Source organism: Methylobacterium pseudosasicola (assembly GCF_900114535.1).
In the GTDB taxonomy this organism is placed as follows: domain Bacteria; phylum Pseudomonadota; class Alphaproteobacteria; order Rhizobiales; family Beijerinckiaceae; genus Methylobacterium; species Methylobacterium pseudosasicola.
This window is the reverse complement of the sequence record NZ_FOTK01000004.1, coordinates 238,486-264,604: the sequence shown is the minus strand read 5'-3', so window position 1 is coordinate 264,604 and position 26,119 is coordinate 238,486. Positions and strand designations below refer to the sequence as shown.

23 protein-coding genes and 1 pseudogene are annotated in these 26,119 nt (G+C 70.4%); 16 read left to right on the top strand and 8 right to left on the bottom strand.

Features of this window, described 5'->3' with window-relative positions:
• Positions 1 to 25 precede the first annotated feature (25 nt).
• On the top strand, positions 26 to 730 hold the full coding sequence (locus BM228_RS06500; protein WP_092038284.1) for a glutathione S-transferase family protein: 705 nt from the start codon (positions 26 to 28) through the stop codon (positions 728 to 730).
• A gap of 52 nt (positions 731 to 782) precedes the next feature.
• Here the strand turns inward: BM228_RS06500 and BM228_RS06495 are convergent, their stop codons facing one another.
• Positions 783 to 1,193 carry a PaaI family thioesterase gene (locus BM228_RS06495; RefSeq protein ID WP_092038282.1) on the bottom strand — a complete coding sequence of 137 codons (411 nt, stop codon included), beginning with the start codon at positions 1,191 to 1,193 and terminating at the stop codon, positions 783 to 785.
• A 370-nt stretch (positions 1,194 to 1,563) separates the two neighbouring features.
• Here BM228_RS06495 and BM228_RS06490 point away from each other — a divergent pair, with 370 nt between their 5' ends.
• Positions 1,564 to 2,070, top strand: a complete 507-nt coding sequence (locus BM228_RS06490; protein ID WP_092038281.1) for a Ros/MucR family transcriptional regulator — start codon at positions 1,564 to 1,566, stop codon at positions 2,068 to 2,070.
• Positions 2,071 to 2,195: 125 nt separating this feature from the next.
• On the opposite strand, the gene BM228_RS06485 is transcribed toward BM228_RS06490, so the two are convergent.
• On the bottom strand, positions 2,196 to 2,381 hold the full coding sequence (locus tag BM228_RS06485) for a hypothetical protein (protein WP_092038279.1): 186 nt from the start codon (positions 2,379 to 2,381) through the stop codon (positions 2,196 to 2,198).
• A gap of 129 nt (positions 2,382 to 2,510) precedes the next feature.
• Here BM228_RS06485 and BM228_RS06480 point away from each other — a divergent pair, with 129 nt between their 5' ends.
• From BM228_RS06480 to BM228_RS06470, 3 genes are all read left to right on the top strand, one after another.
• A complete protein-coding gene (locus BM228_RS06480; protein WP_092038278.1) occupies positions 2,511 to 2,972 on the top strand; it encodes a GNAT family N-acetyltransferase in 462 nt (153 codons plus the stop codon).
• Positions 2,973 to 3,043: 71 nt separating this feature from the next.
• The gene (locus BM228_RS06475) at positions 3,044 to 3,397 is read left to right on the top strand and encodes a hypothetical protein (protein ID WP_092038276.1); all 354 of its coding nucleotides are present in this window, start codon (positions 3,044 to 3,046) and stop codon (positions 3,395 to 3,397) included.
• 120 nt (positions 3,398 to 3,517) lie between these two features.
• On the top strand, positions 3,518 to 4,648 hold the full coding sequence (locus tag BM228_RS06470; RefSeq protein ID WP_092038275.1) for a DUF2336 domain-containing protein: 1,131 nt from the start codon (positions 3,518 to 3,520) through the stop codon (positions 4,646 to 4,648).
• Positions 4,649 to 4,782: 134 nt separating this feature from the next.
• On the opposite strand, the gene BM228_RS06465 is transcribed toward BM228_RS06470, so the two are convergent.
• Entirely contained in the window at positions 4,783 to 5,103 is a 321-nt protein-coding gene (locus BM228_RS06465) for a hypothetical protein (protein WP_092038273.1), read from the bottom strand.
• A 263-nt stretch (positions 5,104 to 5,366) separates the two neighbouring features.
• Between BM228_RS06465 and BM228_RS06460 the strand changes: the two genes are divergently transcribed.
• From BM228_RS06460 to BM228_RS06445, 4 genes and pseudogenes are all read left to right on the top strand, one after another.
• Entirely contained in the window at positions 5,367 to 7,241 is a 1,875-nt protein-coding gene (locus BM228_RS06460; RefSeq protein ID WP_092038271.1) for a PAS domain-containing sensor histidine kinase, read from the top strand.
• 27 nt (positions 7,242 to 7,268) lie between these two features.
• On the top strand, positions 7,269 to 7,973 hold the full coding sequence (locus tag BM228_RS06455) for a peptidoglycan-binding domain-containing protein (protein WP_092038269.1): 705 nt from the start codon (positions 7,269 to 7,271) through the stop codon (positions 7,971 to 7,973).
• Positions 7,974 to 8,116: 143 nt separating this feature from the next.
• Complete coding sequence (locus tag BM228_RS06450) at positions 8,117 to 8,455, top strand: DUF1491 family protein (protein ID WP_092038347.1); 339 nt, start codon at positions 8,117 to 8,119, stop codon at positions 8,453 to 8,455.
• Between the two features lie 263 nt (positions 8,456 to 8,718).
• Positions 8,719 to 10,389, top strand: a pseudogene (locus tag BM228_RS06445) (methyl-accepting chemotaxis protein).
• 87 nt (positions 10,390 to 10,476) lie between these two features.
• On the opposite strand, the gene dgcA reads toward BM228_RS06445, so the two are convergent.
• Positions 10,477 to 11,460, bottom strand: coding sequence for an N-acetyl-D-Glu racemase DgcA (gene dgcA / locus BM228_RS06440; RefSeq protein WP_092038267.1), 984 nt, complete (start codon positions 11,458 to 11,460; stop codon positions 10,477 to 10,479).
• Between the two features lies 1 nt (position 11,461).
• Positions 11,462 to 12,475: an N-acetyltransferase DgcN gene (gene dgcN, locus BM228_RS06435; protein WP_092038265.1), complete on the bottom strand. Its 1,014-nt coding sequence runs from the start codon at positions 12,473 to 12,475 to the stop codon at positions 11,462 to 11,464.
• Positions 12,476 to 12,763: 288 nt separating this feature from the next.
• On the opposite strand from dgcN, the gene BM228_RS06430 reads away from it, so the two are divergent.
• A complete protein-coding gene (locus BM228_RS06430; protein WP_244537040.1) occupies positions 12,764 to 13,324 on the top strand; it encodes a PAS domain-containing protein in 561 nt (186 codons plus the stop codon).
• Positions 13,325 to 13,366: 42 nt separating this feature from the next.
• Here BM228_RS06430 and BM228_RS06425 read toward each other — a convergent pair whose 3' ends face one another.
• Together BM228_RS06425 and BM228_RS06420 are read right to left on the bottom strand one after the other, a co-directional pair.
• Positions 13,367 to 13,918: a GNAT family N-acetyltransferase gene (locus tag BM228_RS06425; RefSeq protein WP_092038261.1), complete on the bottom strand. Its 552-nt coding sequence runs from the start codon at positions 13,916 to 13,918 to the stop codon at positions 13,367 to 13,369.
• 128 nt (positions 13,919 to 14,046) lie between these two features.
• The gene (locus tag BM228_RS06420) at positions 14,047 to 15,213 is read right to left on the bottom strand and encodes a type III PLP-dependent enzyme (RefSeq protein WP_092038259.1); all 1,167 of its coding nucleotides are present in this window, start codon (positions 15,211 to 15,213) and stop codon (positions 14,047 to 14,049) included.
• A gap of 798 nt (positions 15,214 to 16,011) precedes the next feature.
• Here BM228_RS06420 and BM228_RS06415 point away from each other — a divergent pair.
• The 4 genes from BM228_RS06415 to glcF all read left to right on the top strand — a co-directional run bounded on the left by BM228_RS06415 (position 16,012) and on the right by glcF (position 20,756).
• Positions 16,012 to 16,518, top strand: a complete 507-nt coding sequence (locus tag BM228_RS06415; RefSeq protein WP_092038257.1) for a GNAT family N-acetyltransferase — start codon at positions 16,012 to 16,014, stop codon at positions 16,516 to 16,518.
• A 110-nt stretch (positions 16,519 to 16,628) separates the two neighbouring features.
• Complete coding sequence (locus BM228_RS06410) at positions 16,629 to 18,071, top strand: lipopolysaccharide biosynthesis protein (protein ID WP_092038255.1); 1,443 nt, start codon at positions 16,629 to 16,631, stop codon at positions 18,069 to 18,071.
• 120 nt (positions 18,072 to 18,191) lie between these two features.
• A complete protein-coding gene (gene glcE / locus BM228_RS06405; RefSeq protein ID WP_092038253.1) occupies positions 18,192 to 19,379 on the top strand; it encodes a glycolate oxidase subunit GlcE in 1,188 nt (395 codons plus the stop codon).
• Positions 19,380 to 19,427: 48 nt separating this feature from the next.
• The gene (gene glcF, locus BM228_RS06400) at positions 19,428 to 20,756 is read left to right on the top strand and encodes a glycolate oxidase subunit GlcF (RefSeq protein ID WP_092038251.1); all 1,329 of its coding nucleotides are present in this window, start codon (positions 19,428 to 19,430) and stop codon (positions 20,754 to 20,756) included.
• Between the two features lie 15 nt (positions 20,757 to 20,771).
• Here the strand turns inward: glcF and BM228_RS06395 are convergent, their stop codons facing one another.
• Positions 20,772 to 21,188 carry a DUF2380 domain-containing protein gene (locus tag BM228_RS06395; RefSeq protein WP_244537047.1) on the bottom strand — a complete coding sequence of 139 codons (417 nt, stop codon included), beginning with the start codon at positions 21,186 to 21,188 and terminating at the stop codon, positions 20,772 to 20,774.
• Between the two features lie 263 nt (positions 21,189 to 21,451).
• On the opposite strand from BM228_RS06395, the gene BM228_RS06390 reads away from it, so the two are divergent.
• Entirely contained in the window at positions 21,452 to 22,399 is a 948-nt protein-coding gene (locus BM228_RS06390) for a helix-turn-helix transcriptional regulator (protein WP_244537039.1), read from the top strand.
• 555 nt (positions 22,400 to 22,954) lie between these two features.
• Positions 22,955 to 26,089, top strand: a complete 3,135-nt coding sequence (locus BM228_RS06385; RefSeq protein WP_092038245.1) for an Rne/Rng family ribonuclease — start codon at positions 22,955 to 22,957, stop codon at positions 26,087 to 26,089.
• The last annotated feature ends 30 nt before the right edge of the window (positions 26,090 to 26,119 follow it).

Below are 26,119 nucleotides of genomic sequence, written 5' to 3'. Positions count from 1 at the left end.
CGAACCGTCAGGACAGCCCGAGCCCATGGCCGACACGCTCCGCCTCTTCACCTCGCCCTCCGCCTTCCCGAATCCGCAGCGCCTGCGCCTGTTCGCGCACGAGAAGGGCATCGCCCACCTGTTCGACGAGGTGATCTACAACATGGCGCCGGGGGGCGAGCAGCGGCGATGGCGCCATCTCAAGATGAACCCCTGGGGCGAGACGCCGACCCTCCTGCTCGCCGACGGGACCGTGCTGTCCGAGACGGCCGCGATCGTGCGCTACCTCGACGCGGCCCATCCGGGGCGGCGCCTCACCGGCGACACGCCCCTGGAGCAGGGGCTCGACACGATGTGGGAGAACCGGATCTGGGTGCACATCCTCTACCGCATCACCACGATGTTCCACGTGCTGCACCAGGGGCTTGGGCCGAAGCTGGAACTGACGCACAATCCGCAATGGGGCGAGCATTGCCGCAAGGAGGCGCTGGGGCACGCCGCCCTGGTCGACCGCCACCTCGCGGATGGCCGCGCCTGGATGCTCGGCGGCGATGAACCGACCTTTGCCGACATCACGCTCTGCACGGCGATCGCGTTCTCGAAGTTTCCGGTCTGCGCCACCCCACTCGACGAGCGGTTCGAGCAGCTCGACGCTCTGTGGCGGCGCTGGCAGGAGCGGCCGAGCTTCAAGGCGGCCTATGCCGATGGCGGCAGCGGCCTGACGGAACTCGACCACCTCAAGACCGCGTAAGCGGGCCCTTGGGCCCCGGCCCGGCGCAGGCCTGCGCCGCACCGAGCGCGCGTCAGCGCAGGGGGCTCTCGCTCACGGGCTTGAGCAGGCCGGTGGCGCTCGCCACCAGCTCACCCTCCGCGTCGCGGATCTCGGCCTCGCAGAAGATCACCGAGCGTCCGGCCCGGGTGACGCGGCCCTCGGCGATCAGGATTCCGCGTCCCGGGGCGAGGAACCGGGTCTGCATGTCGAGGGTCACCACCGGCCGCCCGGCCTTCAGGCGGGCGGCGGTGCCGAGGGCGACATCCAGCAGGGTGCAGATCACGCCGCCATGCGCGATCCCCAGATTGTTGGCGTGTTCCGGCCGCAGGGCGAGGCGCAGCCGGGTCCGCCCCTCCTGCACGTCCAGGGCCTCGATCCCGCAATGGTTCACGAACGGGATGTGGGCTCCGAAGACCGTGCCCTGCTCCGATGGTCGATCCACGCCGATATCCCCAAATCTCGTCCCGCCGACAGCGTCATCGTGCCAACAATATACATTCCCGCGCGGCGGATCGCGCAGGAAGCCACGTGTTTCCGGTTCGTTGCGAGACCGCCCAGGGCTTTTCCCAGACGAAGCAGCCGGATTGGCGGCGGCCAAAGGCGTAACAGAGGCGATCGGCAAGGACCCGATCTCGTCCAAGTCCGGCGCACCGCTGTGGGATTGCTCGTGCGACGATTGCAGCTGCACCGACGGCTTGAGTAATATGCGTGTTCATGACCGACGCATTGTGCAAAGAAAATCTCGACGACGACTTGATTTTGTTGCACAGACGATAGAACCGTGCCCCAGCGTCGGATAGAGGGAATCATCGATGGACGACATCGCCACAGATCAGCAGCAGACCTTTATCGAGCAGGCATCGGACATCGTGTCCGCGTATGTCTCGAACAATTCCGTCCCGATCAGCGAATTGCCCGCGCTCCTGGCCGGCGTTCACGCGGCTCTGGCGAAGCTCTCCGCGCCCGCGGCTGCCGTCACCGAGACGGCCGACAAGCCGACGCCGGCCCAGATCCGCAAGTCGGTGACCCCGGATGCGCTGGTCTCGTTCATCGACGGAAAGCCGTACAAGACGCTGAAGCGTCACCTGTCGCGCAACGGCCTGACCATCGAGCAGTATCGCGAGCGTTTCGGCCTGCCGCGGGACTATCCCTCGACCGCCGCCAGCTACTCGGCCCAGCGTTCCGAGCTCGCCCGCAGCCTCGGCCTCGGCCAGCAGCGCCGCAAGTCGGCCGCCGCCCCGGCGCCGGAGCCCGAGGAGGAGCCCGCCGAGAAGCCGAAGAAGGCCAGCCGCCCGCGCAAGGCCAAGGAAACGGCCTGATCTTGAACGCCCCAAGACAGGGGCCTCGATTGGATTGACGATCCGGGCGGCATGCGCGCAGCGTGCCGCCCGGATCGTTTTCGTATACTGCCGATCTTCGCGGGACCGGTCGTCCGTCGCGGCGATCAGGCGAAATCCGCGAGATCGTCGGCTATGTCCCCCGCGGCCTTCTCCGTCTCGGCCTTTTCGGACTCGCTCTTCTCGGTCTTGTCAGCCTCGGGCTGCCGGCCGGGCGCTGGCGGCGGCCCGCCCTCCCCCGGCTCATCGCCGCCCTGCCCGTCCGTGGTCTGGTCTGGCACCCGGCTCGCCATGCTGCGCCCTCCCCGTGATCTCGCGCCTGCCGAGCCAAACCGCCGGGCCGGCGCCCGTTCCACGCGCGATGCCGCGCGCGCCATGACGGCGTAGGATGACCGCCAGGGACCACGACACGGGAGCAGGGATTGGGCAATCGCTACGGGCTGGAGATCCGCGCCGCCGCGGGACCCGACGCGCCGGGTCTCGCGGAGCTCTTGGGTGAGGCCGGCATCGCGGTCGGCGCGGCGGACCTTGCCGCCCGGCTCGACGCCCTCCAGGGGAGCAGCGGCACGGCCCTTGTGGCAGTCGAATGGGGACCGCCGAGCGGGCTGATCGTGCTCGCTCCCATCCGCACCCTCGAGGCATCCAGGGCCCTGGGCCTGATCACGACCCTCGTGGTCGCGGCTGAATCCCGGCGCCGGGGCATCGGTCGGGTCTTGCTGAAGGCAGCGGCGCGGGCGGCCCGGCAGGCCGGCTGTGAGCGGCTCGCCCTGTCTGTCGGCCCCGGTCAGGACGATCTGCTGGCCTTCTGCGCCGCTGCCGGTTTCACCGACGAGGGGCAGATCCTCACGCGGCCTTTGCTCAAACGGGGATCCGCGGAGACTTGAGATCCGCGACACCATGGGCGCAGCCGGCGGCCAGTATCGGGCGTTGACCCGGTAATACTGGAGTTCCACCGATGCTGCGATCCGAGACCCCACCGCCCCCCGGGAACCTGCAGGCCGATCCGCCGCCGGATTCCGACAACCCGACCTCGGCGCAGCTCAAGGGCGACATCGACAGCGGCCGGACCGGCGACAAGGCGCCCCACGTGGATGTCGGGGCCGCCCCGCTCGGCACATGCGACGAGGCCGGCGGCACACCGCCGACGCCGCAACGGATCCGCCTGGCGCGGCTGACCGAACGCGCGCCCTCGGAGAAGGCTGCCGCCGGCATCATGCAGCAGCGCACCCCGTGGATCACCTCGGCCTATGCCGGCGCGATCGTGGCGATCGCGGCGGTGCTGACGTTCTCCCTCTGGCTGGTGCACTGAACCTGGCCACGGTCCCAGGATGATGCAGGACGGCACGGCCCGCTCGGGGGCGGCTTAAAGGTCGATTCACGTCGATGCGGTTAGCGTGAGCTTACTGCAGTCTTGCGTAACCCGATCCTCATGCCCCCATCCGTCGATGCTCCGCCGGACCTGTCCGGGCTCCTCGAATTGTCGCGGATCGAGAATCTCGATCTCAAGCCGGTGATCCTCCGGGTGCAGACCGATCTGTTCGTTCGGGCACCCGGTCGGGATCGGGCCGAGATCGAGATCTTCGAGTCCCTGGCCTGCGGCCTGATCCCTCGGGTGGACGACGAGACCGCCCAGGTCGTCGCCAACAAGCTCGCAGCCTTCCCCGAAACGCCGTCCTCGGTCCTGGAGGCGCTAGCCATCCGGGGCGGCGCCGTCCGCGACACGGTGGTGAAGCTCGCCCCCGTGCTGAGCCACCGGCTGATCGAGGCGGCGCTGGCCGACGGCTCCGACATCGCCGCCCGCATCGCCGCCCGGGTCGGGCTGAGCCGCGAGGCGGTGGACGAACTCTCCCGCGAGGGCCGCCCGGAGATCGACTTGGCCTTGGCCGCCAATGTCGGCATCACCCTGCGCGGGGCGGCACTCGCGCGCCTCGTGAGCCGCGGCCGCGGCGTCGCCGAGCTGGCGCGCCTGCTGCTCGCCCGCCCCGATGTCTCGGCCGCCGACCTTGTGCCCCTCTACCTGCACGCCGACCCGATCCGGCGCGAGGTGATCGGCCGGACCGTCGAGGCGACCGCAGCCCTGCGCCCCTGCCCGCCCCCGCCGCGCGGCCTCGGCGAGACCCTGACCGGGCTCTCGGCCGCGCAGGACGTCCCGACATTCATCGCCGCCCTGGCCGACAGCCTCGGGGTCGCGCACGACTTCCTCACCGTGGTGGACGATCCGGGCGCGCGCTACGACCTACTGACCCTCGGCCTGCGCGCCGCCGGCCTGCACGAGGAGGAGGCGGTCTACATCTTCCTCACGCTGAACCAGGGCGTGGCGCGCTCCGCCGAGCGGGTGGCCGGTCTGGTGCGCCTGTTCCGGACCGTGAGCCGACCGGCCTCCCGCGACCTGATCGCCGCCATCCTCGACACGCCGCTCGCCGAGCGCAGCCGGAGCGAGGCCCACCAGCCGCTGCACGGCCCGGAGGCCAAGCTGCGCCAGGGTCCCGAGCGCGCCGCCACGCAGCGTCCGCCCCTGCCGATGCGCCCCCTCCGGGCAACCGGTGCCGAAGCCGGCTGACGCGTCGAAGTCCCGGTTTCAAAAGGTCTTCGACCTTCTGCGGGTCCAGGGCAGAGCCCTGGTCTCTCGGGGGCTCTGCCCCCGAACCCCTGCCAAAGGGCGAGCCCTTTGGAAACCCATGGTTTGACGTGGGATCAGCGGGGCTCCGCGGGGCCGCGCCAGGCGGGCTGCCGGTCGGAGGCTTCCAGCGTGTCGTTCGAGGCGGGCTCCGGCTCGTCCACGCCGGCGCGGCGGCTCAACTCGGCCATCAGGCCCCGGGCCAGCACGGCGCGCACGGCCCGGTCGCGGGTCTCGGCCGGGACGGCCTCGAGGGCGGCCGGCAGCGTCGCCTTGGCGCCCGCGGCCACCGATCCCGTGAGCTTGCGAGCTTCCGCGGCCGGATCGGCGCCGTTGCGCTGCAGCGCGAGGTACGAGAGCGCGCCGATCACCAGCGCGGCGCGCAGCAGGAAGGTCATCGGACGGGCTCCTTCGCGGGTCTCGACCGGGAAAATCCGCCGGATTTCGTGAACTCCACCTCAACCGTGCCGGGGTTTCGCGTGCCATGGTGAACGAAGCACGTTCAGAAGCGGCTGGTTACCTTACGGAAAGCATCCCGCGCATTCGGCCAAGTCCCGCAACACTCGTTTAAGCCGCCCCTGCGACTGTCCGGTAGTCGTTTTGAAGTCGAGCCGGAGGCGCGGGGAATGTCGATTGGCATTCACCGCGGCGCGTGTGAGCCTTGCCTGTTAAAAAAGCCCTGACTTCTCTGCTCGACGACCGTCTCGCGGGTCTGGTCCACGAATCCGTGGCCGACGATGCGAGCGTTCGGTTCCGGCACGAGCGCTTCCTGGTGTCCCGCCTCGCCACCGGCATGGTGATGATGGCGGCGCTGCCGCCTTATCTCGTCTGGCGCGGGGTCCCGTCCGGCATCGAGGTGCTGGCGATCGCGAGCCTGCTGCTGCCGGTCCTGGCCGCGGTGCTGCTCGCCCGCACCGGCTCCCTCTGGGTGGCGCATGCAGTGTCGTCGGCGGGCCTGACCGGGCTCGTGGTCTGCCTCGCGGGTCTCACCGGCGGCGCCGCCTCCCCGGCGGCGGTCTGGCTGGTGGCGATCCCCCTGGAGGCGATGGTCTCCGGCTCGATGCGGGCCACGGCCGCCGCATCCTGCCTGGCTGTGCTCGGCGTACTCGGTGTCGTCTCCCTCGGCTCCTGGGCCGGGACCGTGCCGATGATGGAGATCTCCGCCAGCGTCGCCCTGCCGGTCTTCGCGCTCACCGCGATCGGCCATGTCGCCGCCCAGGCCCTGGAGCACATGCGCAACGAGGGCGCCTGGCGCGAGCGGCTGCGCGACAACGAGGCCCGCGACCGCCTGCTGCTCTCGGCGATCGACGACCTCGTGACCTGGCACGACCGCAACGGCCGGGTGCTGGAGGCGTCCGTCTCGGCGAGCCGGCTCGTCGGCAGCGACGCGGCGCGGCTGCGCGGCCACGGCCTCCTGGAGCGGGTCCACGTCGCCGACCGGCCGGCCTTCCTCAAGGCGGTGAGCGACGTCGCAGCGACCGGGCGTCCCGCCACCCTGCCCCTGCGCCTCCATGTCGAGCCCGCGGCCGGCCGGCCCGACGGCGCCCGCCTGATCCATGCGGAGATGCGCGCTCACCGGATCGCGCACGGCCCGCACGACGCGGCCATGACCGTCGTCGCCGTGACCCGCGACATGACCGAGCATCACCGCCACGCCGAGGAGCTGGAGCGCGCCCGCGCCGAGGCCGAGCGCGCCGACGCGATCAAGGGTCGGTTCCTGGCGAACGTCACCCACGAACTGCGCACGCCGCTCAATGCGATCATCGGCTTCTCCGAGGTTCTGGCCGGCGAAGGCGCGATCAGCCTCAGCCCGGACCAGGCGCGGGACTATGCCGGGATCATCGGCGCCTCCGGCCACCACCTGCTCGGAGTCGTCAACACGCTGCTCGACATGAGCCGGATCCAGAGCGGCAATTTCGACTACGCGCCGGAGACCTTCGACGCCGCTGCCCTGGTCCGCTCCTGCTGCGACCTGATGCGCCTCAAGGCCGAGGCGGCCGGGGTCACCCTGTCGGCCGCCGTGCCGGGCCCGATCGAGATCACGGCCGATCCGAGCGCGTGCCGCCAGGTGCTGATCAACCTGATCTCGAACGCGGTGAAGTTCACCCCGCGGGGCGGCCGGGTCGACCTGTCCCTGCGGCCGGGCCCGGACGGGCTGGACATCGTCGTCGCCGATACCGGGGTCGGCGTCGGCGAGGGCGACCTGCCCAAGCTCGGCACGCCGTTCTTCCAGGCCGGGAGCGGCGGCTACAAGCGCCAGCACGAGGGCACCGGCCTCGGCCTCTCGGTGGTGCAGGGCCTCGTTGGCCTGCATGGCGGCGCCATGCTGATCGAGAGCGCCCCCCAGGCCGGCACCGTCGTGACCGTGACGCTGCCCCTCGTCTGCCGGGATCCGGCGGCCGCCGCCGGCCCCGCCCCGATCCGCACCGCCGTGCGGGGTGCAGCCGCCCCGCGCCGGTCGGTGGTGCGCCTACCGCTCGGCCTGTTCGACGCCGAGCCCGCCGCCTCGGAGCCGACCCTGCGCCGGGCCGGCTGAGCCGGCGATCCGCGAGAAGGAGACACGATGTCAGGCTACCGCGAGATCACCGTTCCGGGCGAGGCCCGCGCCGTCCGCCGTCCGGCGACACGCCGCGCCGCCGCCCCGAGCGATTGGCGCGGCGTGCTGGTCGGTGCGGTGAAGGCGACGGGCGCCTCGTGCCGGAACAGCCCGGGCACGGTGCTGAGCAGCGTCGTGGCCGTGGGCGCGGCGGGCTTCATCTGCTTCAACGCGCTCGGCCATCAATCCGGCCGCCATCCGGCGCCGATCCTGCCCAAGGTCGCGACCCAGAAGGCCCCCGCCCCCCGCGAGCCGACACCGACCGCGAAGGAGGCGATCCGGGATGTCGTCAAGGAGCCGACGCAGCCCGACCGGGCCGCCCCCGCCAAGCAGGCCGCTAGGGACCCGATCGCCGACCTGATCCGCTCCGACGAGACCACCGCCTCGGTGACGCCCCGGGCCGTGGCGGCCCGGACGGCCGCCAAGCCTGTGCCGAAGGACGCGCCCAAGGAGGCGGCGAAGACGGCTAAGCCCGAGACGCCGGCCGATCCGGTGCTGCGGGCGCAGAAGGCGCTGTCGAAGCTCGGCTATCCGGTCAAGCCAGACGGGGCCATGGGGCCCGGCACCCGGGCGGCGATCGAGAAGTTCGAGCGGAGCGCCAAGCTGCCGGTGACCGGCGAGGCCGCGGGCCGGACCCTGCGCGCGCTGATGTCCCGCGCCGGCCAGGGATAGAGCGCACGCCGCCGAAGTGGAGGCCGGTTCGGCGCCGCGCGCGTCTCGTCAAGAACCTGTGGCGAGCCCGATTGCAACGCGATCGGAAACGACTCTAGTTGGTCGCGACCGGCAGCGTCCCGCTTCCGGAAGGCCCGACACGCATGCGCCTGCGCTCCGATTTCTGGGTCTCGGCCCACCTGCGCCGCCTCGGGGTCGAGGGCATCCCGGCGGTGCTGCGCCGACGCGGCTCGCCGGAGGCCGGCGCGATCTTCGTGAAGGTCGACCGCCTCGACGGCACCGCCGATCTCTACGGCCCCGCCCCCCAGGCCCTGTTCGAGGCCGAGGACAGCGGCGACCGCCGTTTCGCCGCCCTGGTCACGGGCGCCACCCCGCTCGACGTCGAGGAGCGGCTGACCAAGGAAATCCGGTTCGACTCCGATCTCTGGATCATCGAGATCGATGATCGGGAGGGACGGCATTCTTTGGAGCTGGCGGAATAAGCTGTCGTTCTCCCAATAGAAAAGACTCCTATCAGCACAACCCCGGCGCAACTGATATTGGAGCCAAGTTCAAACATAAATATCTACATTGAATGCTGCACTAAAGTATTTGCGTCGATCATTGCATCGACAACTGACGGCGGCAGCCCAGGTCTCAGCAGCTCAGGAAGACAGCATCTGCCTACCTCATCCTGAAACTTATTCTCGAAATTTAACTATCAATTTAGCGGGCGTTTGTACGCCCCTCTAACGGGGATCTGGTGATGCGCATGAGAATATCGTTTGTTCTGAGAGGCCTGATCGGGCTGCTCGCGATCGGCTTCCTCGTTCAAGGTGCCATGAGCGCGCTGCAGTTGCGCGCCGTCAACGCCAATGCCCGCGATCTATCCGATAACTGGATGCCCAGCGTACAAGCCCTTGGCGAGCTGAAATACAAAGTGACACGACTCCGACTTGTCGACGCCCGATACGTGACGGCAATCGAGCCCGTTCCGGAACTCGATTTGGTGTCGGCTCGCCGCCTCAAGGACGTCGAAGCCGTCGCAACCCGCTATGAACCGCTGATCGCGAGCCCGGAAGAACGAGCCGCCTGGATTGCCTATCAGCAGAACTGGAGCGCTTACCTAGAATTCCGATCGCGGATCATGTCTGCTGCGCAAGCAAAGGATCAGGGGGTCCTGAACGAAATTTTTCAGGCGTCCCGCAAGCCGTTCGATGCTTCGATCGAGTCGCTCGATCGAAGCACGGCCTTGAATGTTTCGGGGGGCGACGAAGCCAAGATCAAATCCGAAGCAACCTATGTGCATGCCCTCTGGATCATCGGCCTGCTCTGCAGCGTATCCTTCGCGTTTGGGCTGGCCGGCATCGTCTATGTGCTCGTCGGCGTTACGCGACCGATCGACCGCCTGATCCTGCGCATGCGGAATTAGGCTTCCGGCGATGTCGACGCCTCGGTTCCTTACACGGACCGCACCAACGAGGTTGGTTCCATTGCCGCTGCCGTCGAGGCGTCTCGGGAAAATCTGGTGCGGACGCGTCAACTGGAAGAGGAAACGGTGCTGGCCCGGGCTTCTGCCGAGGAACAGCGCAAGGCCGGCATGCGCCAGATGGCCGATGCTTTCGAAGACGCGGTCGGCGGTATCGTCGGCATGGTCTCCTCCGCCGCCACGGAACTTCAGACGACCGCACAGTCCATGACGATCACGGCGGGCGAAACCGCAAACCAGTCCGGGTCGGTTGCGGCCGCCGCCGAACAAGCCGCGGCCAACGTCAACACCGTCGCTGCGGCGGCCGAGGAACTCGGATCGTCCGTGCAGGAGATCGGGCGTCAAGTGTCGGGCTCATCCGATCTGGCACGGACGGCGGTCGGCGAGGCGGACCAGACCCTGCAGCTCGTCCAGGCCCTCGGCCAAGCCTCGTCCCGAATCGGCGACATGGTCGGGCTGATCTCCAACATCGCGAGCCAGACCAATCTTCTGGCGCTCAACGCCACCATCGAGGCGGCGCGCGCCGGCGAGGCCGGTCGGGGCTTCGCGGTGGTCGCCACCGAGGTCAAGGAACTGGCCACGCAGACGGCACGGGCGACGGAGGAGATCAGCGGCCAGATCAGCCAGATCCAGGGCGTGGCGAGCCAAGCGGTGGCGGCGATCGGCTCGATCACTACGCGCATCCGCGAGATCAACGGCGTTGCAACCTCGATCGCCGCCGCCGTCGAACAACAGGGTGCGGCGACGCAGGAAATCGTTCGCAACGTCGCTCAGGCGTCCACCGGCACCAGCGAGGTGACGAGCAACATCACGGGCGTCGCGCGCGCTTCGGAAGCGACGGGGGCGGCGGCCAATCAGGTGCTGTCGGCGGCCTCCGAGTTGTCACACCAATCCGAGCATCTGAACGGCGAAGTCCTCCGCTTCCTCGCGACAGTCCGGGCGGCCTGAACCGGGACGGTTACGGCTTCGCGGCGGAGGAGAGCCGGTTAAACGCGGCCGCGATCCACCACCATCGATGGCTGCCGCCAGCCTCCCCTACCCCCACAAATCCGGCTCCGGCGGGTGCACGATGCTCCCGTCGTAACGCAGCGGCGGGTCGCGGTCGCGGGCGAGGAGCAGCGGGCCGTCGAGATCGACGAAATCGGCCTGGGACGCCAGCAGCGTGGCGGGGGCCATGCCGAGCGAGGTGCCGAGCATGCAGCCGACCATCACGGAGAGGCCGCGGGCCTTGGCCTCGCGGGCCAGCAGCACCGCCTCGGTGAGGCCGCCGGTCTTGTCGAGCTTGATGTTGATCGCGTCGTAGAGGCCAGCCAAGGCGTCGAGGCCGGCGCGGTCGTGCAGGCTCTCGTCGGCGCAGACCGGGACCGGGTGTGGGATCTCGGCGAGCAGGGCGTCGGCATCGGCCGGGAGCGGCTGCTCGATCAGGGCGACGCCGGCTTCCAGGCAGGCCGCGAGGTTGGCTTCGACCGTTTCCGGCCGCCACGCCTCGTTGGCGTCGACGATCAGCCGCGCTTGCGGCGCGCCCGCCCGCACGGCGGCGATGCGCTCGGGGTCGCCTTCCCCGCCAAGTTTGACCTTGAGCAGCGGCCGGTGGGAGGCGGCCCGGGCGGCCTCGCCCATGCTCTCGGGTGTGCCGAGGCTCAGCGTGTAGGCGGTCACCGCCGGGGCGGGGACGGCCAGCCCGGCGATCTCCCAGGCCCGGCGGCCCTGGAGCTTGGCCTCCAGGTCGAACAGGGCGCAGTCGAGGGCGTTGCGCGCAGCGCCCGCCTTCATCCGCGCTGTGAGTTCGTCCCGCCCGATCCCGGCGGCGATGGCATCGGCCTGCGCCTCGATCAGGGCGACGACGCTCTCGACGCTCTCGCCGTAGCGCGGATAGGGCACGCATTCGCCGCGCCCGACCCCGTTCGCGTCCGTGATCGTCGCCACCACCACGGCGATCTCGGTGCGGCTGCCGCGGGAGATCGTGAAGGCCCCGGCGATCGGGAAGCGCTCGACGGACAGGGTCAGGCGGCGAGTCATGTCAGACCTCCGGGAAATCGGCGACGATCCGGTCGACCAGCCCGGCGACGCCGAAGCGCACCGGATCGGTGGCGGGCAGGCCGTGCTCCGCGGCGAGCTTTTCCAGCAGCGCCTTCGCCTCGCTCTCGCCGAGCGCCTGTGTGTTCACGGAGATCCCCACCGGGCGGATCGCCGGGTTGGTCAGGCTGCCGAGCTGCACATTGAGGTCGATCACCTGCTGGAGGGTCGGCAGGGGGTGCTTCACGCCGCGCATGGTGGTGCGGGTGGGCTCGTGGCAGACCACGAAGGCATCCGCCTGGGCGCCGTGCAGCAGCCCGAGGCTGACGCCCGCGAAAGACGGGTGGAACAGCGAGCCCTGGCCCTCGATCAGGTCCCAGTGATTCGGTGCGGCCTCGGGGGAGATCGTCTCGACGGCGCCGGAGATGAAGTCGGCCACCACGGCGTCGATGGCGACGCCCCGGCCGGAGATGAACACGCCGGTCTGGCCGGTGGCGCAGAAATCCGCGTCGAGGCCGCGCTCGCGCATGCCGCGCTCCAGGGCCAGCACGGTGTACTTCTTGCCGACCGAGCAATCGGTGCCGACGGTGAGCAGGCGCCGGCCCGCGCGCTTGGTACCCTTGCCGGTGGGGAAGCGCTCGTCGGTGTGGCGCACGTCGTGGAGCTGCCGGCCGCGCCGTGCGGCGGCCTCGGCGATGGCCGGGACCGCGCCGAGCTTGACGTGCAGGCCGCTCGCCACGTCGAGCCCGGCCTCGATCGCCGCCACGATCTCCTTCACCCAATGGTCCGGCAGCACGCCGCCGGCATTGACGACGCCGATCACCAGGGTCCGGCAGCCCTTGGCCAAGGCCTCCGGCAGGGTCATGTCGGGGATGCCGAGATCGGCGGCGCAGCCGGGGAGCCGCATCTGGCCGACGCACCAGTCCGGGCGCCAATCCTTGATGCCGTAGGCGGTCTTGGCCGCCAGCGTGTCGGGCACGTCGCCCAGGAACATCAGATAAGGCGTGGCGATCTGCATCGGTCAAAAGGCCTTCTGGGGAAACCGGCGCCCCGTCTATGCGGGATCGCGGTCGCCGGGCGCAATGCACGATGGCGGCCAGGGCGGTGGACGCCGCCGCAACCGGGCGCATCGCCGGTATGCTCGGGCTGCGGCGCCGACGGAGGAATCCGCGGCATTCCGACTTTCCTGTCAGCTTATCCGGAACGGGCCGCGGCCCTGCGCGATTGCCGATGCACCCCGTGCTCCCGATTTGCGAATGTGCCGATCGAGCCGCCATCCGCGACCGGAGGCCAAACGATGATCTTCATGACCGACGCTGCCGGGGCGCTGACCTATGTCAGCCCCGAATGGCACGGCCTCACCGGGCAGGATCGGCAGGACGCGGTCGGGCAGGGCTGGTTCGAGCGGCTCCACACCGAGGACGGCGCGGTCTTGCGGGCCGTCATCAAGGAGGCGGCGCAGGCCCAGGCGGAGTTCGTCGTCCGGTTCCGCCTGGCCCGGGACGGGGGTGGCTCGATCTGGGCGGCGGCCGGGGCGGTGCCCTCCTACGGGCCACCGAATCAGACCTTCCTGGGCTTCCTCGGCTCGATCACCGAGCTCGCGCCCGGCGGCACCGAGACCGAGGCGCAAGGCGGTCTCGGCCGATTCGTGCCGCCGCCGCCGCGTCCCTCCACGGCTCCCGCCTCGACCCTCGACCTCGTGGCCGACCACCTGCTGATCGCGCATGGCCTGATCGAGGTGGATGGCGGCAAGTCGGCGCTGGCGCCCCTGCGGGAGGCCCTGTTCCGGGTCGGCCAGGAGATCGCGCAGAAGATGGCGGTCGCGCCCACCCCGTCGGCCATCGAGAAGGGTGAGACGATCCACTGAGACCGGTCCCACGCTCACCGGGACCGGTCCTGGCGTGACAGATCAGGCGGCGCGTCGTCGCGCGACCGCGGCCTCGTCCGACACCGTCTCGACCGGAGCGAGGACGCCCGTGGCCCGGACCATCCCCTCGGCGCCCGTGAGTGCCCCCGGGCGCAGTTCCAGGCCGAGGAACCGCGCACGCTCGAACGGGCCCGGCAGGGTGAGCCCATCCGCCAGCGCCCGGTCGAAGCCGAACCGGACGTAGTACGGCGCGTCGCCCACCAGCAGCACGGCGCCGTGGCCGAGGGATTCCGCCCGGCCGAGGGCAGCCTGCATCATCACCGAGCCGAGCCCCTGGCCCTGGATCTCCGGATCGACCGCGAGCGGCCCGAGCAGCAGCGCAGGGCGGGCGAGCCCGGCCTCGACGTGCCACAGGCGCAGGGTGCCGACGAGGCGGCCATGCCGGGTGGCCGCGAAGGCGAGGCCGCGGGCGGGCAGACGGCCCTCGCGCAGGCGCTCCGAGGTCCTGGCGCGTCGATTGCCGGCAAAGCACGCGTCCAAGAGGCGCTCGCGCGCTGGGACGTCATGGATGCGCTCCGCACGGATCTCGATCATGACTGTGCCCTCCCCGGGCCGACAAGCGGGAGAAGCTGTTTTCGGATGGCGGGCCGAGCACCCCCATCCGTGCGATTTTTGGAGATCGATGTCCAGCGGCCCTAGGCCGCCGGAACAGTCCGAAAAAATCAGATGACGATCTGCTGGAGGGGCGGGAAGCCGTTGAAGGCCACCGCCGCGTAGGTCGTGGTGTAGGCGCCCGTGCCCTCGATCAGGACCTTGTCGCCGATCGAGAGCGAGACCGGCAGCGGGTAGAGCTGCCGCTCGTAGAGCACGTCCACCGAGTCGCAGGTCGGCCCGGCGATGACGCAGGGCTCGGTCCGGTCTCCGTCCCGGGTGGTGCGGATCGGGTAGCGGATCGACTCGTCCATGGTCTCGGCCAGGCCGCCGAACTTGCCGATGTCGAGATAGACCCAGCGCACCTCGTCGGCATCCGCGGACTTCTTCGACACCAGCACAACCTCGGCCTCGATCAGGCCGGCATTGCCGACCATGCCGCGGCCCGGCTCGATGATCGTCTCCGGGATCTGGTTGCCGAAATGCTTGGTCAGGCCGCGGAAGATCGCCTCGCCGTAGCTCTCCACGCCCGGCACCGCCTTGAGGTACTTGGTCGGGAAGCCGCCGCCGAGATTGACCATCGACAGGAAGATGCCGCGCTCGGCACATTCGCGGAAGATCGCCGCCGCGGAGCCCAAGGCCCCGTCCCAGGCCTCGGTGTTGCCCTGCTGCGAGCCGACATGGAACGAGATGCCGTAGGCCTCCAGCCCGTGCCGGTGGGCGTGCTCGAGCACGTCGGTCGCCATCTCGGGCACGCAGCCGAACTTGCGCGAGAGCGGCCAATCGGCGCCGGCGCCGTCGCACAGGATGCGGCAGAACACGCACACGTCGGAGGCCGCGACCTCCATGGCCTCGGCGGCCCGGACGATCTTCTCGACCTCGGCCTGGCAATCCACCGCGAACAGGCGGATGCCGAGCTTGAGCGCGCGGCCGATGCAGCGCTCCTTCTTGATGGTGTTGCCGAAGGAGATCCGGTCCGGGGTGGCGCCGGCGGCGAGCGCCATCTCCATCTCGGCCACCGAGGCGGTGTCGAAGCAGGAGCCCATCTCGGCGAGCAGGCGCAGCACCTCGGGGGCCGGGTTGGCCTTCACCGCGTAGAACACGCGGGTGTCCGGCAGGGAGCGCGCGAAGGCGGTGTAGTTGTCGCGCACGACATCGAGGTCGAGGACCATCACGGGCCCCTCGTCCTGACCGAGGTCACGGCGCACGCGCAGGAAATCACGGATGCGATCGGTCATGGTCGTCTCCCGGCACGGGTTCGCGAGCGCCCGTCCTGCGGGCGCGCTGTCGATGTGACGACCCAACGGGTCGCCGGCGTCAGGGGGCGATGCGTCGCGCGGACCCACGCGCTTTGGAGACGCGTCGATCCAGGCGGGCGCAGAGCACCCGGAAGCTGCCGTGGATTGGAAGGGAGGACCCCCACCGCACGCCGGGCAAAGAGAAACAAGCCTCTTCGGTGCCGGCCTTTGGAGGGCCGACGAGACCAAAAAAGCCCGTTCGTCGTTGCTTTAAGCTGCGTCCCCCGTGGAGAGCGGGGTTCGCCGGTTTCGCCTCCGGCTGCCGGTTGTTGTCGGGGTCCGGTGTTGCCACCTGGATGCCGGCCGTAGGGATCCACCCTTGCGACCATCGATCCTTTAAGACCCCTGGCGGCTGTCCGGCAGTTGACCGGATGCCCACCAACCGGCACGCGGCCACAGGCACGTGCGAAATTGGGCAGGGCGCATATACGGAGATCGGCCCTCGACAACAAGGGGTTTCGGGCCCGATCGAGCCGCATTTCCCCACGCAATTCCCAGTCGGTCTCCGCCGTTGCAAAAACGGCGCATTTCGGCGGCGGCGGCCGGGTCCGCGGGCTTCCCAAGCGGACCGGAAGCGGGCATCTCACCGCCGGAGCGATGTCCCTCAGACGAGCGTGCGATGGCCGGGCCGAACAGATCGAGAGCCGCGCTTGATCGCCTTGCCCGCGCGCATGATCCCGAAGCCGTGTTCAAACCCGCAGGCGCGCGATCCGACGCGGCCGACGCGTGAGCGCCCCCATGAACACCCTCATGCGCGCGTCACACGGAGAAGAGCTCCCGCAGCCTTTGATCCGGGCGGCCGGCCTCGCCGATCTCGACGCCCTGGTCGCCCTGGAACACGCGGCCTTCGCCACCGACCGGGCCGAGCGACGGGCGATCCGCCACGCGATCTTGTCGCCCAGCATGGATGTGCTGGCGGCTTTGATCCCGGGACCGGACGGGGACCGGGAGCCGGTCCTGGTCGGCGCGGCGGTGCTGGAGCGGCGGCGGGGCAGCCGGATCGCCCGCCTCGCCTCGATCGCCGTGGCGCCCAACCGCGGCGGCCTCGGGCTCGGCGGAAAGCTCCTCGACGCCGCGGAGGCCCAGGCCCGCGCCCATGGCTGCGACCGCCTGCGCCTCGAAGTCCGCTCCGACAACGGTGCCGGCATCCGCCTGTACGAGCGCCGGGGCTACACCCGCTTCGCCGTGCAGCCCGCCTATTATGAGGACGGGATGGAGGCTTGGCGCTACGAGCGCGGGTTGTAGAGGCCCGTCAGACCTCGCCCTGTTCCCGCCCCGTTAGGAGAGTCTTACGGGTCCCTGCCTACATCCCTGGGGCAGCTCGAAAGAACCTCGCCGCGCATGAGGCGCCGTCCATGGCCGTGATCGCCGCCTTCGTGATCAATGCGGGGCTGAACTTCGTCCTCGGGCTCCTGATCGCCCAGCTGCTCGGGCCGGCTGATTTCGGCCGGTTCGCTCTGGCGACCACCGGGGCGATCGTGCTGAACACGGTGCTGTTCGAGTGGCTGCGGCTGTCGGCGACGCGGTTCTATTCGGGGCGCGTGCGCGTGGACGAGCCCTGGATCCGCCACGGACTCGACCGGGCCTATCTGCGCATCGGCCTGCTGCTGCTCGCCGCGGCTTCTCTCTGCGGGGCGTTCGGCTTCGGCGGCGGCGCGGCCGGGCGCGAGGCGGTCCTGTGCGGCACCGGGCTCGCCGCCCTCGGCATCGGGGTGTTCGACTACCACGCGGCCCTGGCCCGGGCCCGGTTCGACGGAAAGCTCTATCTCGGCCTCGTGGCGGTGAAGAACGTCCTCGCCTTCCTGATGATGGCCGGGGCCGCCTGGTGGCTGCCGCAGCCGGCCTGGGTGCTGGCGGCGGCCGGGCTCAGCCAGCTCGCCGCGGTATTCCTGCTGCGTCATCCTTTGCGCGATCCCGAACATCCTTTCGAGCGGCCGCGCCTGACCGCCACCTGGGGCGTCTTCGCCCGCTACGGCCTGCCGCTGATCGCCGCCAACACCGCCTATCAGTGCCTGGCCTTCGTGAACCGGGGCGCGATCGCCGGCCATGCGGGCTTCGCGGAGGCCGGCTATTTCGCGCTGGCCGCCGACGTCACCTCGCGCTCGCTGATGACGCTCGGCACCGCCCTCGACCTGCTGCTGTTCCAGTTCGCCGTCCAGGCCGAGGAGCAGCACGGCCGCGCGGCCGCCGAGGCGCAGGTCGCCGAGAATGCCGGCACGGTGTTCGCCCTGCTGGCGCCCTGCGCGGTCGGGTTCTGGGCGGTGCTGCCGGCGCTCCAGGGGCTGGTGGTGCCCGACGCCTATCGCGGCCCGTTCGAGAGCTACAGCGTCGCGCTGATGCCCGGCCTGTTCTGCCTGTCGATGATGTTCTACGCCCTCAACCCGGTCTTCCAGATCCGCCGCCGGACTTTTCCGGTGATCGCCGCCGCGCTGGTCGGGCTCGCGGTCAACGGCGCCGGCCTCCTGTTGCTGCCCGGGCTGATGGGCGGGATGGGCGTCGCCCTGGCCCAGACCCTCGGGCTCGCCGCCGCCGCGCTCTGGCTTGGCTGGCGGGCGCTCACCGGCCCGGAGCGGATCGTGCTGCCCTGGGGCCAGATCGGCGCCGCGACGCTGGCCTGCGGGGCGATGGGGCTGGCGCTGGCGCCGTTCCGGCACCTGCCGCCAGCCGCTGCCCTGGCGGTGCTGGTCCCGGCCGGAGCAGCGCTCTACGGGGGGCTGGTCTGGATCTTCGACATCGCCGGCCTGCGTCGGCAGGTCGCCGGGCGCCTGCGCCCGAACCGGACCATCGCGGCCGAGTAGTCTTCGGATTTTCAACTTTCGCGCTTCGCCAAGCCCGCGACGCCGCCTCCGCTTGAATCCGGCGCCGGTTCCGGCGAAACCAGGCCTGGAACAAGTCCAAAAAGAACCGGGGCGGAGACGATGGGCGGCTACGAGCCCGGCACCGAGGCGGAGGCTGAGGAGATCGTGCGGGCGGCGTCCGGGCGCGGCGAGCGCCTGCGGCTGGCTGGCGGCGGCACCGCCGCGGGGCTCGGCCGGCCCGCGCAGGACACTGCGACGCTCTCGGCCCAAAAGCTCACCGGCGTGACACTCTACGAGCCCGCCGAGATGGTGGTGGCGGCCCGGGCCGGCACGCCGCTGGCCGAGGTCGAGGCGCTGCTCGCCTCCCGGGGCCAGATGCTACCGTTCGAGCCGATGGACTTTCGCACAATCTACGGCAGCACCGGCGAGCCGACGCTCGGTGCCGTGGCGGCGACCAACAATGCCGGACCCCGCCGGATCAATGCCGGGGCGGCCCGGGACAGCCTGATCGGCGTGCGCTTCGTCAACGGGCGCGGCGAGGCAATCAAGTCGGGCGGCCGGGTGATGAAGAACGTCACCGGGCTCGACCTGGTGAAGCTGATGGCCGGCGCCCACGGCACCCTCGGGCTGCTCACCGAGGTCACCTTCAAGGTGCTGCCGGCCTGCGAGCGGGTCGCCACCCTGGTGTTCTCTGGTCTCGACGATGCCCGCGCGGTGGCGGCCCTGGCGGCAGCCCTGGGCTCGCCCTTCGAGCTCACCGGCGCGGCGCACCTGCCCGCCGGCATCGGCGCCCCCGAGGCCCGGACGCTGATGCGCCTCGAAGGGTTCTCGGAGTCGATCGATTACCGCACCGGCGAGCTGCGCCGCCTGCTCAAGCGCTTCGGCGCGCCTGAGCTTCTGGAGGGCGAGGCCGGCACCGCCCTGTGGCAGGCGGTGCGCGATGCCGCCCTCCTGGCCGAGCCCCGCGACGCGGCCCTGTGGCGGATCTCGACGGCTCCGACGCACGGGCCCGCCCTAGTGGCGGCGATCGCGGCCCAGCGCGAGGCCCGCTGGTTCTACGATTGGGGCGGCGGCCTGATCTGGCTCGCCACCGGCTCGGCCGGGGATGCCGGCGCCGCCACCGTGCGCGCCGCTCTGCGCGACCAGGGCGGCCACGCGACGCTGGTGCGCGCCCCCGATTCCGTGCGGGCGGCCGTGCCGGTGTTCCAGCCCCTGGCGGACCCGCTGATGCGGATCACCGCCGGGATCAAGACGGCGCACGATCCCGCCGGGGTGCTGAACCCGGGCCGGATGTACGCGGGCGTTTGAGACGGGTCCCCTCCCCTCCAGACCGGGGAGCGCAGGCAGGAAGGCATCGTGCAGACCAATTTCAACCTCGTCCAACTCGCCGATCCCGCCATGGCGGCGTCGGAGAAGATCCTGCGGACCTGCGTGCATTGCGGTTTCTGCACCGCGACCTGCCCGACCTACCTCCTACTTGGCGACGAGCTCGATTCCCCGCGCGGGCGGATCTACCTGATCAAGGACATGCTGGAGGGCGGCAAGCCGGCCTCGCAGGAGGTGGTGAAGCACATCGACCGCTGCCTCTCCTGCCTGTCCTGCATGACCACCTGCCCGTCGGGGGTGCACTACATGCACCTCGTCGACCACGCCCGGGCGCATATCGAGACGACTTTTACGCGCCCCGCGGGTGACCGACTCCTGCGCGCCTTGCTCGCGCAGGTGCTGCCCTATCCGAACCGGTTCCGGCTGGCCCTGATCGCCGCCAAGCTCGGCGCGCCGTTCCGCGGGCTCGTGGCGCGGCTGCCCCGGGTGGGGAACCGGCTGGCCGCGATGCTCGACCTCGCCCCGGCCCGGCTGCCCGGCCGCGAGCCGACGAACCGCGCCGGCAGCTTCGCGCCGCAAGGCGGAGCCGCGAACAAGCGCGTCGCCCTGCTGCGCGGCTGCGCCCAGAGCGTGCTGCGGCCGGATTTCAACGCGGCGGCGATCCGGCTGCTCAACCGGCACGGGGTCGAGGTGGTCCATGCCGAGGAGGGCTGCTGCGGAGCGCTGACCCACCACATGGGCAAGGAGGCCTCGTCCCACGCGCTGGCCAAGCAGGCGATCGACGCCTGGGACGCGGAGATCGCCAAGGGCCTCGACGCGATCCTGGTCACGGCCTCGGGCTGCGGCACGACCATCAAGGATTACGGCTTCATGTTCCGCGACGACCCGGCCTATGCCGAGAAGGCGCAGCGGGTCTCGAGCCTCGCCAAGGACGTGACCGAGTACATGGCCCAACTCGATCTGGCGGAGACCGTGGAGAGCGACCTCGTGGTCGCCTACCATTCGGCCTGCTCGATGCAGCACGGCCAGGGCATCCGCACCGAGCCGAAGACTCTGCTCAAGCGCGCCGGCTTTACCGTCAAGGACGTGCCGGAGGGCCATATCTGCTGCGGCTCGGCCGGGACCTACAACATCCTGCAGCCCGAGCTCGCCGCGAAGCTGCGCGCCCGCAAGGTCGCCAATATCGAGCGCATCCGCCCCGACGTGATCGCCACCGGCAATATCGGCTGCGCCACGCAGATCGGGAAGGGCACCGGCATCCCGATCGTGCACACCGTGGAGCTGCTGGACTGGGCCACCGGCGGCCCGAAGCCGGCCGCGCTCAATGGCGTCGCGCCGCGGCTGGAGGCGGCGGAATGAGGATGGCTCGGCGTGTCACCGAGCCTGCGACGGGGGATCCGACCGGATCTGCGCGACGAGAAATTCCGTCGCCCGCCGCCAAGCCTCGTCGTTGTCGCCCCGGAAGTTCAGTTCACGCGTGAACAGGACCCGCCCGGACCCGGTATCGACGATCCGCGCCCACATCTGCATGATCAGCGTGCTGCTCTTGTGCACGACGCCGACGAAGGCGAGGCTCGCCCCGGCAGCACGCACGAAGCCGAGAAGGCAATCCGGCGTCTCACTCGGGCAGGCCGCACACAGATCGTCCGGCTTGACGCGAAGCGTCCGGTACAAGTCAGGCGTCCCGAGCGCCGAGGCGAGATCGGCCCCTAGAGAGGCGAGGCGCTCCGTATGTGCAGCGCGTTGGTCGGTGGGCTCGGCGGAGGTGTCGAGGAGCTTGATGGGCAACACAGCCAACACCGGCTCGGCTGCCTGGGCGAGCCTCGCAGAGGTGAGAACGCTCCCAAGCAGGATCACCACGGATATCCGCCGCCCGATATATCTCCCGCCCGGCACGCGAAGGTCCATGACACTTACCTCGGATGGGTCGCCTCAGGCGTTCCCAGGATGATAAGCGCGGCGAACCGCACGTTCTTGCCATTTCGCGCCAGCGACGCGGGCGTCGCAACGCGATGAGCGGAGTCGGTTTCACCCGGGCGCGATCGATAGGGCCGGTGATCCAGGCTGTGGAGGCGAGTGGTGGTTCCGTTGCGCGGGTATTCCGCCGGGCGGCATTGCCCGCGAGTCTGGTCGACGAGCCAGATCGGCCCGTGCTGTTGCGCGATCAGTTTCGGCTTCTCACCTGCGCCGCTCGGGAGATCGGCGACGATGCGCTTCCGGCGCGGCTCTCGGTCGATAGCGGCCTCCAGGGGCTCGGGCCGCTCGGCCTCCGCGTCGCAGCAGCCCCGACACTCCGCCATGCGATCGAACGCGCCCACGCGCTGACGCCGAAACTCCTTCAGACTGCGACTTGGACGGGGCTCACCGTGCGGGGCCCGTTGGCTCAATACGGCTACGCCGTAACCGAACTGATCGGGATCGGGCGGCAGGAGAATGAGATTCTTGCCCTCGGTTATCTTCTCGGTGTGGTGCGCCATTTCATGGGGCCAAGCTGGCAGCCAACCCGGGCGATCGTGACCGGCGGGGCATTACCAGGGCGGCTTACGATCGAGGCTGTGCTCGGCTGCCCCATCACGCTGGGACCTCATGCCGGCCTGATCTTCCCAGTCGACATTCTGAATGCGATCAATCCGGGTCCGCTCTCGGACCTCGAGCCGGACGAGGCCGCCCCGATTCCGGATCCCATCGATTGGGCCGCCTGCCTGACCGAGTTGCTCCGCGCCGGTGAACCCTCCGGCCCGCCGAAGCTAGACCGGCTCTGCGACAGGCTCGGGCTGACGCGCCGAACGCTACAACGGCGCCTTGAGGCCCAGGGGACGTCCTTCGCGAAGATCCGAGGACAGGTCCTGATCACCCGCGCCGAGGCGCTGCTCAGAACGCCCGGTCTGCCGATCGGCGAGATTGCATACCAACTGGGTTATTCGGACCCGGCGCATTTCAGCCGCGCATTTCGGCAGGCTACAGGCCAGTCGCCCCGGGCAGCGGCGCGGACCTTGCCATGACGATACCGTGACATCGTCCCGCGCTTGACCCTTGCCAAATCCCCGCGGCGGTCTGTAATGATACTGACCCTTCTCCGGTCCCGCCGGCCGTCATAACGGCTTGCGGACGCGGCCGAATTCCTTCGAGAAAACGGACGCGGCGTCGCGGCGGGCTTTTTGGGCCTGCCTTGCGGCGACGGGTGTCTTTCCCGATCGGGCAGGTGTCGCACGACGCGGTGGAGATCCTCCGCCGCATCCAGGAATTCACGGCCGGTCTCACCCGGTCGAGATTGTTTCGCGAGGTCGGAACCAGGATGAACGGACGCACGGCTCAGCATGGCGCTGCGCGTGCCCCGGAGGCGCAGGCGCTGCGTCGCACCGGCCCGTTCAGCCTACCGGCCAAACTCAACCCCAGGCGCCCAGGGCGCCGAACGGCGGTTGACGGCAATTTCCCCTCGAACCCAGCCGCCTCGGTAACGAGGCCGGCACCCTGTCAGACCATATTGAGGTCGGGCGAGGCGCCGCCGGGACCACGGGCACGGAGAACGACGTCGGCCGCCATGCCGAGAGTCCGACATGGCCAACAAAATGCTGATCGACGCGATGCACCCGGAGGAGACCCGGGTCGTCACGGTCCACGGGTCTAGGGTCGAAGAGTTCGACTTCGAAGCCGCCAACCGGCGCCAGCTGCGCGGCAACATCTACCTCGCCAAGGTCACCCGGGTGGAGCCGTCGCTCCAGGCGGCCTTCGTCGAGTACGGCGGCAACCGCCACGGCTTCCTCGCCTTCAACGAGATCCACCCCGACTATTACCAGATCCCGCTGGCCGACCGGCAGGCGCTGCTCGAGGACGAGGCCCGCGACGCCGAGGAGCACCGCGAGCGCGAGGAGCGCCGGCGCCGGTCTCCCCGCCGCTCCCGCGGCCGCCGCGCCGAGGCCCGCTCCCGCACCGACGAGACGGCGAGCGCGGAGGACGTGTCCGAGGCGCCGCAGGGTTTCGACGCCGGGCAGGATTCCGAGGCTCCGCAGGTTCTGGAGTCCCGGCAGGATTCGGACCTGCCGCAGGCCGCCGAGTCCTCGGAGGCCCAGGCCTCTGAGGCCGATACCGCGCAGGCCCAGCATCGCGCCGAGGGGCACGCCTCCGAGGCTGCCGCCGACCTGCCCGATACCCTCGCCGAGAACCCGGAAGCCGTGCAGGAGGCGATCGCCTCCGAGAAAGCCGCCGGGGACATTCCCGCGCAGGCTGAGACGGCCCAGACTGACGCGCCGAAGGCCGAGCCGGTCGCCGAGCCGCAGGCGACCGACCATGACGGCCCGGTCGAGCCCGAGGCCGTGGTCGCCGTGGCCGAAGCCCTGACCGTCGCCGACGCGCCGGCCGAGACAATCGCCGAGGACGCCGCCGAGGCCGCCTCCGCCCGGAGCGCGTCCGTGATCGGCGAGGCCGACGACGAGGCCGACCTGGAAGACGAGGAGTCCGAAGAGGACGACGAGGACGAAGACGAGTCCGACGAGGATGACGAGGACGAGTCCGACGAGGAGTCGGATGAGGATTCCGACGATCCCGACGCCGAGCCCCGGATCGCCCAGGTCGGCGGCAACGGCGACGCGCTGGCCGAGATCCCCGAGCGGCCGCGCCACTATCGCCGCCACTACAAGATCCAGGAGGTGATCAAGCGCCGCCAGATCATCCTGGTGCAGGTGGTCAAGGAAGAGCGCGGCACCAAGGGCGCGGCGCTCACCACCTACCTGTCGCTCGCCGGCCGCTACTCGGTGCTGATGCCCAATACCGGCCGCGGCGGCGGCATCTCCCGGAAGATCACTTCGGCGGCCGACCGCAAGCGCCTCAAGGAGGTCGTGGCCGACCTGGAGGTGCCGGATGGCATGGGCGTGATCCTGCGCACCGCCGGCGCCTCGCGCTCCAAGCCCGAGATTGCCCGGGACTTCGAATACCTGATGCGGCTGTGGGAATCGGTCCGCGAGCTGACCCTGACCTCGATGGCGCCGGCCCTGGTCTACGAAGAGGGCTCGCTGATCAAGCGGGCGATCCGCGACCTGTACAACAAGGACCTGGACGAGGTGCTGGTCTCCGGTGAGGAGGCCTATGCCGAGGCCAAGGACTTCATGCGGATGCTGATGCCCGGCCAGTCCAAGGTCGTGAAGCCTTATCGCGATCCGACGCCGATCTTCGCCCGCTACGGTGTCGAGCAGCAGCTCGACGCGATGTTCTCGACCCACGTCTCGCTGAAATCCGGCGGCTACCTCGTCATCAACCCGACCGAGGCCCTGGTCTCGATCGACGTGAACTCGGGCCGCTCGACCCGTGAGCACGATATCGAGGACACCGCCCTGCGAACGAACCTGGAGGCGGCCGAGGAGGTCGCCCGCCAGCTGCGCCTGCGCGACCTCGCGGGCCTGATCGTCATCGACTTCATCGACATGGAGGAGAAGCGCAACAACCGCGCTGTCGAGAAGAAGCTCAACGACTGCCTGAAGAACGACCGCGCCCGCATCCAGGTCGGCCGGATCTCGCCCTTCGGCCTGATGGAGATGAGCCGCCAGCGCATCCGCACCGGCGTGCTGGAATCCTCCTCGATCCCGTGCGTGCATTGCGGCGGTTCGGGCTACGTGCGGGCCACCGCCTCGGTGGCGCTGCACATCCTGCGCTCCATCGAGGAGGCGCTGCTCAAATCCGCCTCCCACAACCTGATCCTGCGCACCCGGACCGAGGTGGCTTTGTACATCCTCAACCAGAAGCGCGGGCACCTGCGCGAACTGGAAGTCCGCTTCGGCGTCACGATCACGATCGCGGCCGATGAGCGGCTGGCGGTGACCACGGCGTTCCAGCTCGACCGCGGCGAGCCGGCCCAGCGCGCGGAAGGCCCGATCACGGGCGTGCGTGCGCAGGCGATCTCGCCCGCCATGGAATTCGACGACGAGGACGAGGCCGAAGAGGGCGACGACGCCGAGGCGGAGGCCGAGGGCGAGGCCGAGGAGGGCCGGTCCGAGGCGCGCGAGGACGGCGCGCGCGAGGACGGCGCCCGCGAAGATGGGACGCGCGATGAGGGCGACGGCCGCCGCCGGCGTCGTCGGCGCCGCCGGCGTGGCGGTCGCCAGGAAGGCCGTTCGGAAGACGGCCGGTCCGAAGAGGGCCAGGCCGACGGCGAGGACGAGGACGACCAGGACGAGGCGCGCGGCACCGAGGAGACGCCCGACTTCGCCGAGGCCGCAATCGCGCCCGTGGCGTCCGAGGGTGGTGAATCCGACGAGACCGTCGCCGGCTTGGACGAGGGTGCCCGGACCGAGGAGGATGGCACGCGCCGCCGCCGTCGCGGCCGCCGGGGCGGTCGGGGCCGAGCCGAGGGCCGCACCCGTGAGGGCGGCGAGTCGGACGGGTCCGGCGAGACGGAGTCCGATGCGGTCGCCCTGTCGGCCGAGGAGCCGGTGAGCGCGGAGGCGGTGGCCGAGGCGGTCGAGGCCGCGCCGTCCCCGGTCCACGCCGAAGTCGCCATCGACCTGCCGGTCGCTTCCGCGCCGGAAGCCGCGGAGCGGACCGAGGCACCCACCGTTGAGGCCCCGCTCGAGGCGGCGCCGAAGGAGGCCGCCCCGCCGCCCGAGCCCGTGGCGGTGGTCCTGACCCAGCCCACCGATCCGGACCGGCCCAAGCGCGCCGGCTGGTGGTCCCGCACCAAGGCCGCGCTGACCGGCGAGTGAGACATGCCGACGCCCCCGGACGAAACCGTC

What these genes read in the sequence shown, in the direction of transcription:
- BM228_RS06420 (WP_092038259.1), bottom strand. Translation starts at nt 15,213, where the DNA reads ATGACCGATCGCATCCGTGATTTCCTGCGCGTGCGCCGTGACCTCGGT.
- dgcA (WP_092038267.1), bottom strand. Translation starts at nt 11,460, where the DNA reads ATGACTCGCCGCCTGACCCTGTCCGTCGAGCGCTTCCCGATCGCCGGG.
- BM228_RS06385 (WP_092038245.1), top strand. Translation starts at nt 22,955, where the DNA reads ATGGCCAACAAAATGCTGATCGACGCGATGCACCCGGAGGAGACCCGG.
- BM228_RS06425 (WP_092038261.1), bottom strand. Translation starts at nt 13,918, where the DNA reads ATGATCGAGATCCGTGCGGAGCGCATCCATGACGTCCCAGCGCGCGAG.
- BM228_RS06465 (WP_092038273.1), bottom strand. Translation starts at nt 5,103, where the DNA reads ATGACCTTCCTGCTGCGCGCCGCGCTGGTGATCGGCGCGCTCTCGTAC.
- BM228_RS06430 (WP_244537040.1), top strand. Translation starts at nt 12,764, where the DNA reads ATGACCGACGCTGCCGGGGCGCTGACCTATGTCAGCCCCGAATGGCAC.
- BM228_RS06450 (WP_092038347.1), top strand. Translation starts at nt 8,117, where the DNA reads ATGCGCCTGCGCTCCGATTTCTGGGTCTCGGCCCACCTGCGCCGCCTC.
- glcE (WP_092038253.1), top strand. Translation starts at nt 18,192, where the DNA reads ATGGGCGGCTACGAGCCCGGCACCGAGGCGGAGGCTGAGGAGATCGTG.
- BM228_RS06455 (WP_092038269.1), top strand. Translation starts at nt 7,269, where the DNA reads ATGTCAGGCTACCGCGAGATCACCGTTCCGGGCGAGGCCCGCGCCGTC.
- BM228_RS06500 (WP_092038284.1), top strand. Translation starts at nt 26, where the DNA reads ATGGCCGACACGCTCCGCCTCTTCACCTCGCCCTCCGCCTTCCCGAAT.
- BM228_RS06475 (WP_092038276.1), top strand. Translation starts at nt 3,044, where the DNA reads ATGCTGCGATCCGAGACCCCACCGCCCCCCGGGAACCTGCAGGCCGAT.
- BM228_RS06485 (WP_092038279.1), bottom strand. Translation starts at nt 2,381, where the DNA reads ATGGCGAGCCGGGTGCCAGACCAGACCACGGACGGGCAGGGCGGCGAT.
- BM228_RS06415 (WP_092038257.1), top strand. Translation starts at nt 16,012, where the DNA reads ATGAACACCCTCATGCGCGCGTCACACGGAGAAGAGCTCCCGCAGCCT.
- BM228_RS06490 (WP_092038281.1), top strand. Translation starts at nt 1,564, where the DNA reads ATGGACGACATCGCCACAGATCAGCAGCAGACCTTTATCGAGCAGGCA.
- BM228_RS06410 (WP_092038255.1), top strand. Translation starts at nt 16,629, where the DNA reads ATGGCCGTGATCGCCGCCTTCGTGATCAATGCGGGGCTGAACTTCGTC.
- dgcN (WP_092038265.1), bottom strand. Translation starts at nt 12,475, where the DNA reads ATGCAGATCGCCACGCCTTATCTGATGTTCCTGGGCGACGTGCCCGAC.
- BM228_RS06470 (WP_092038275.1), top strand. Translation starts at nt 3,518, where the DNA reads ATGCCCCCATCCGTCGATGCTCCGCCGGACCTGTCCGGGCTCCTCGAA.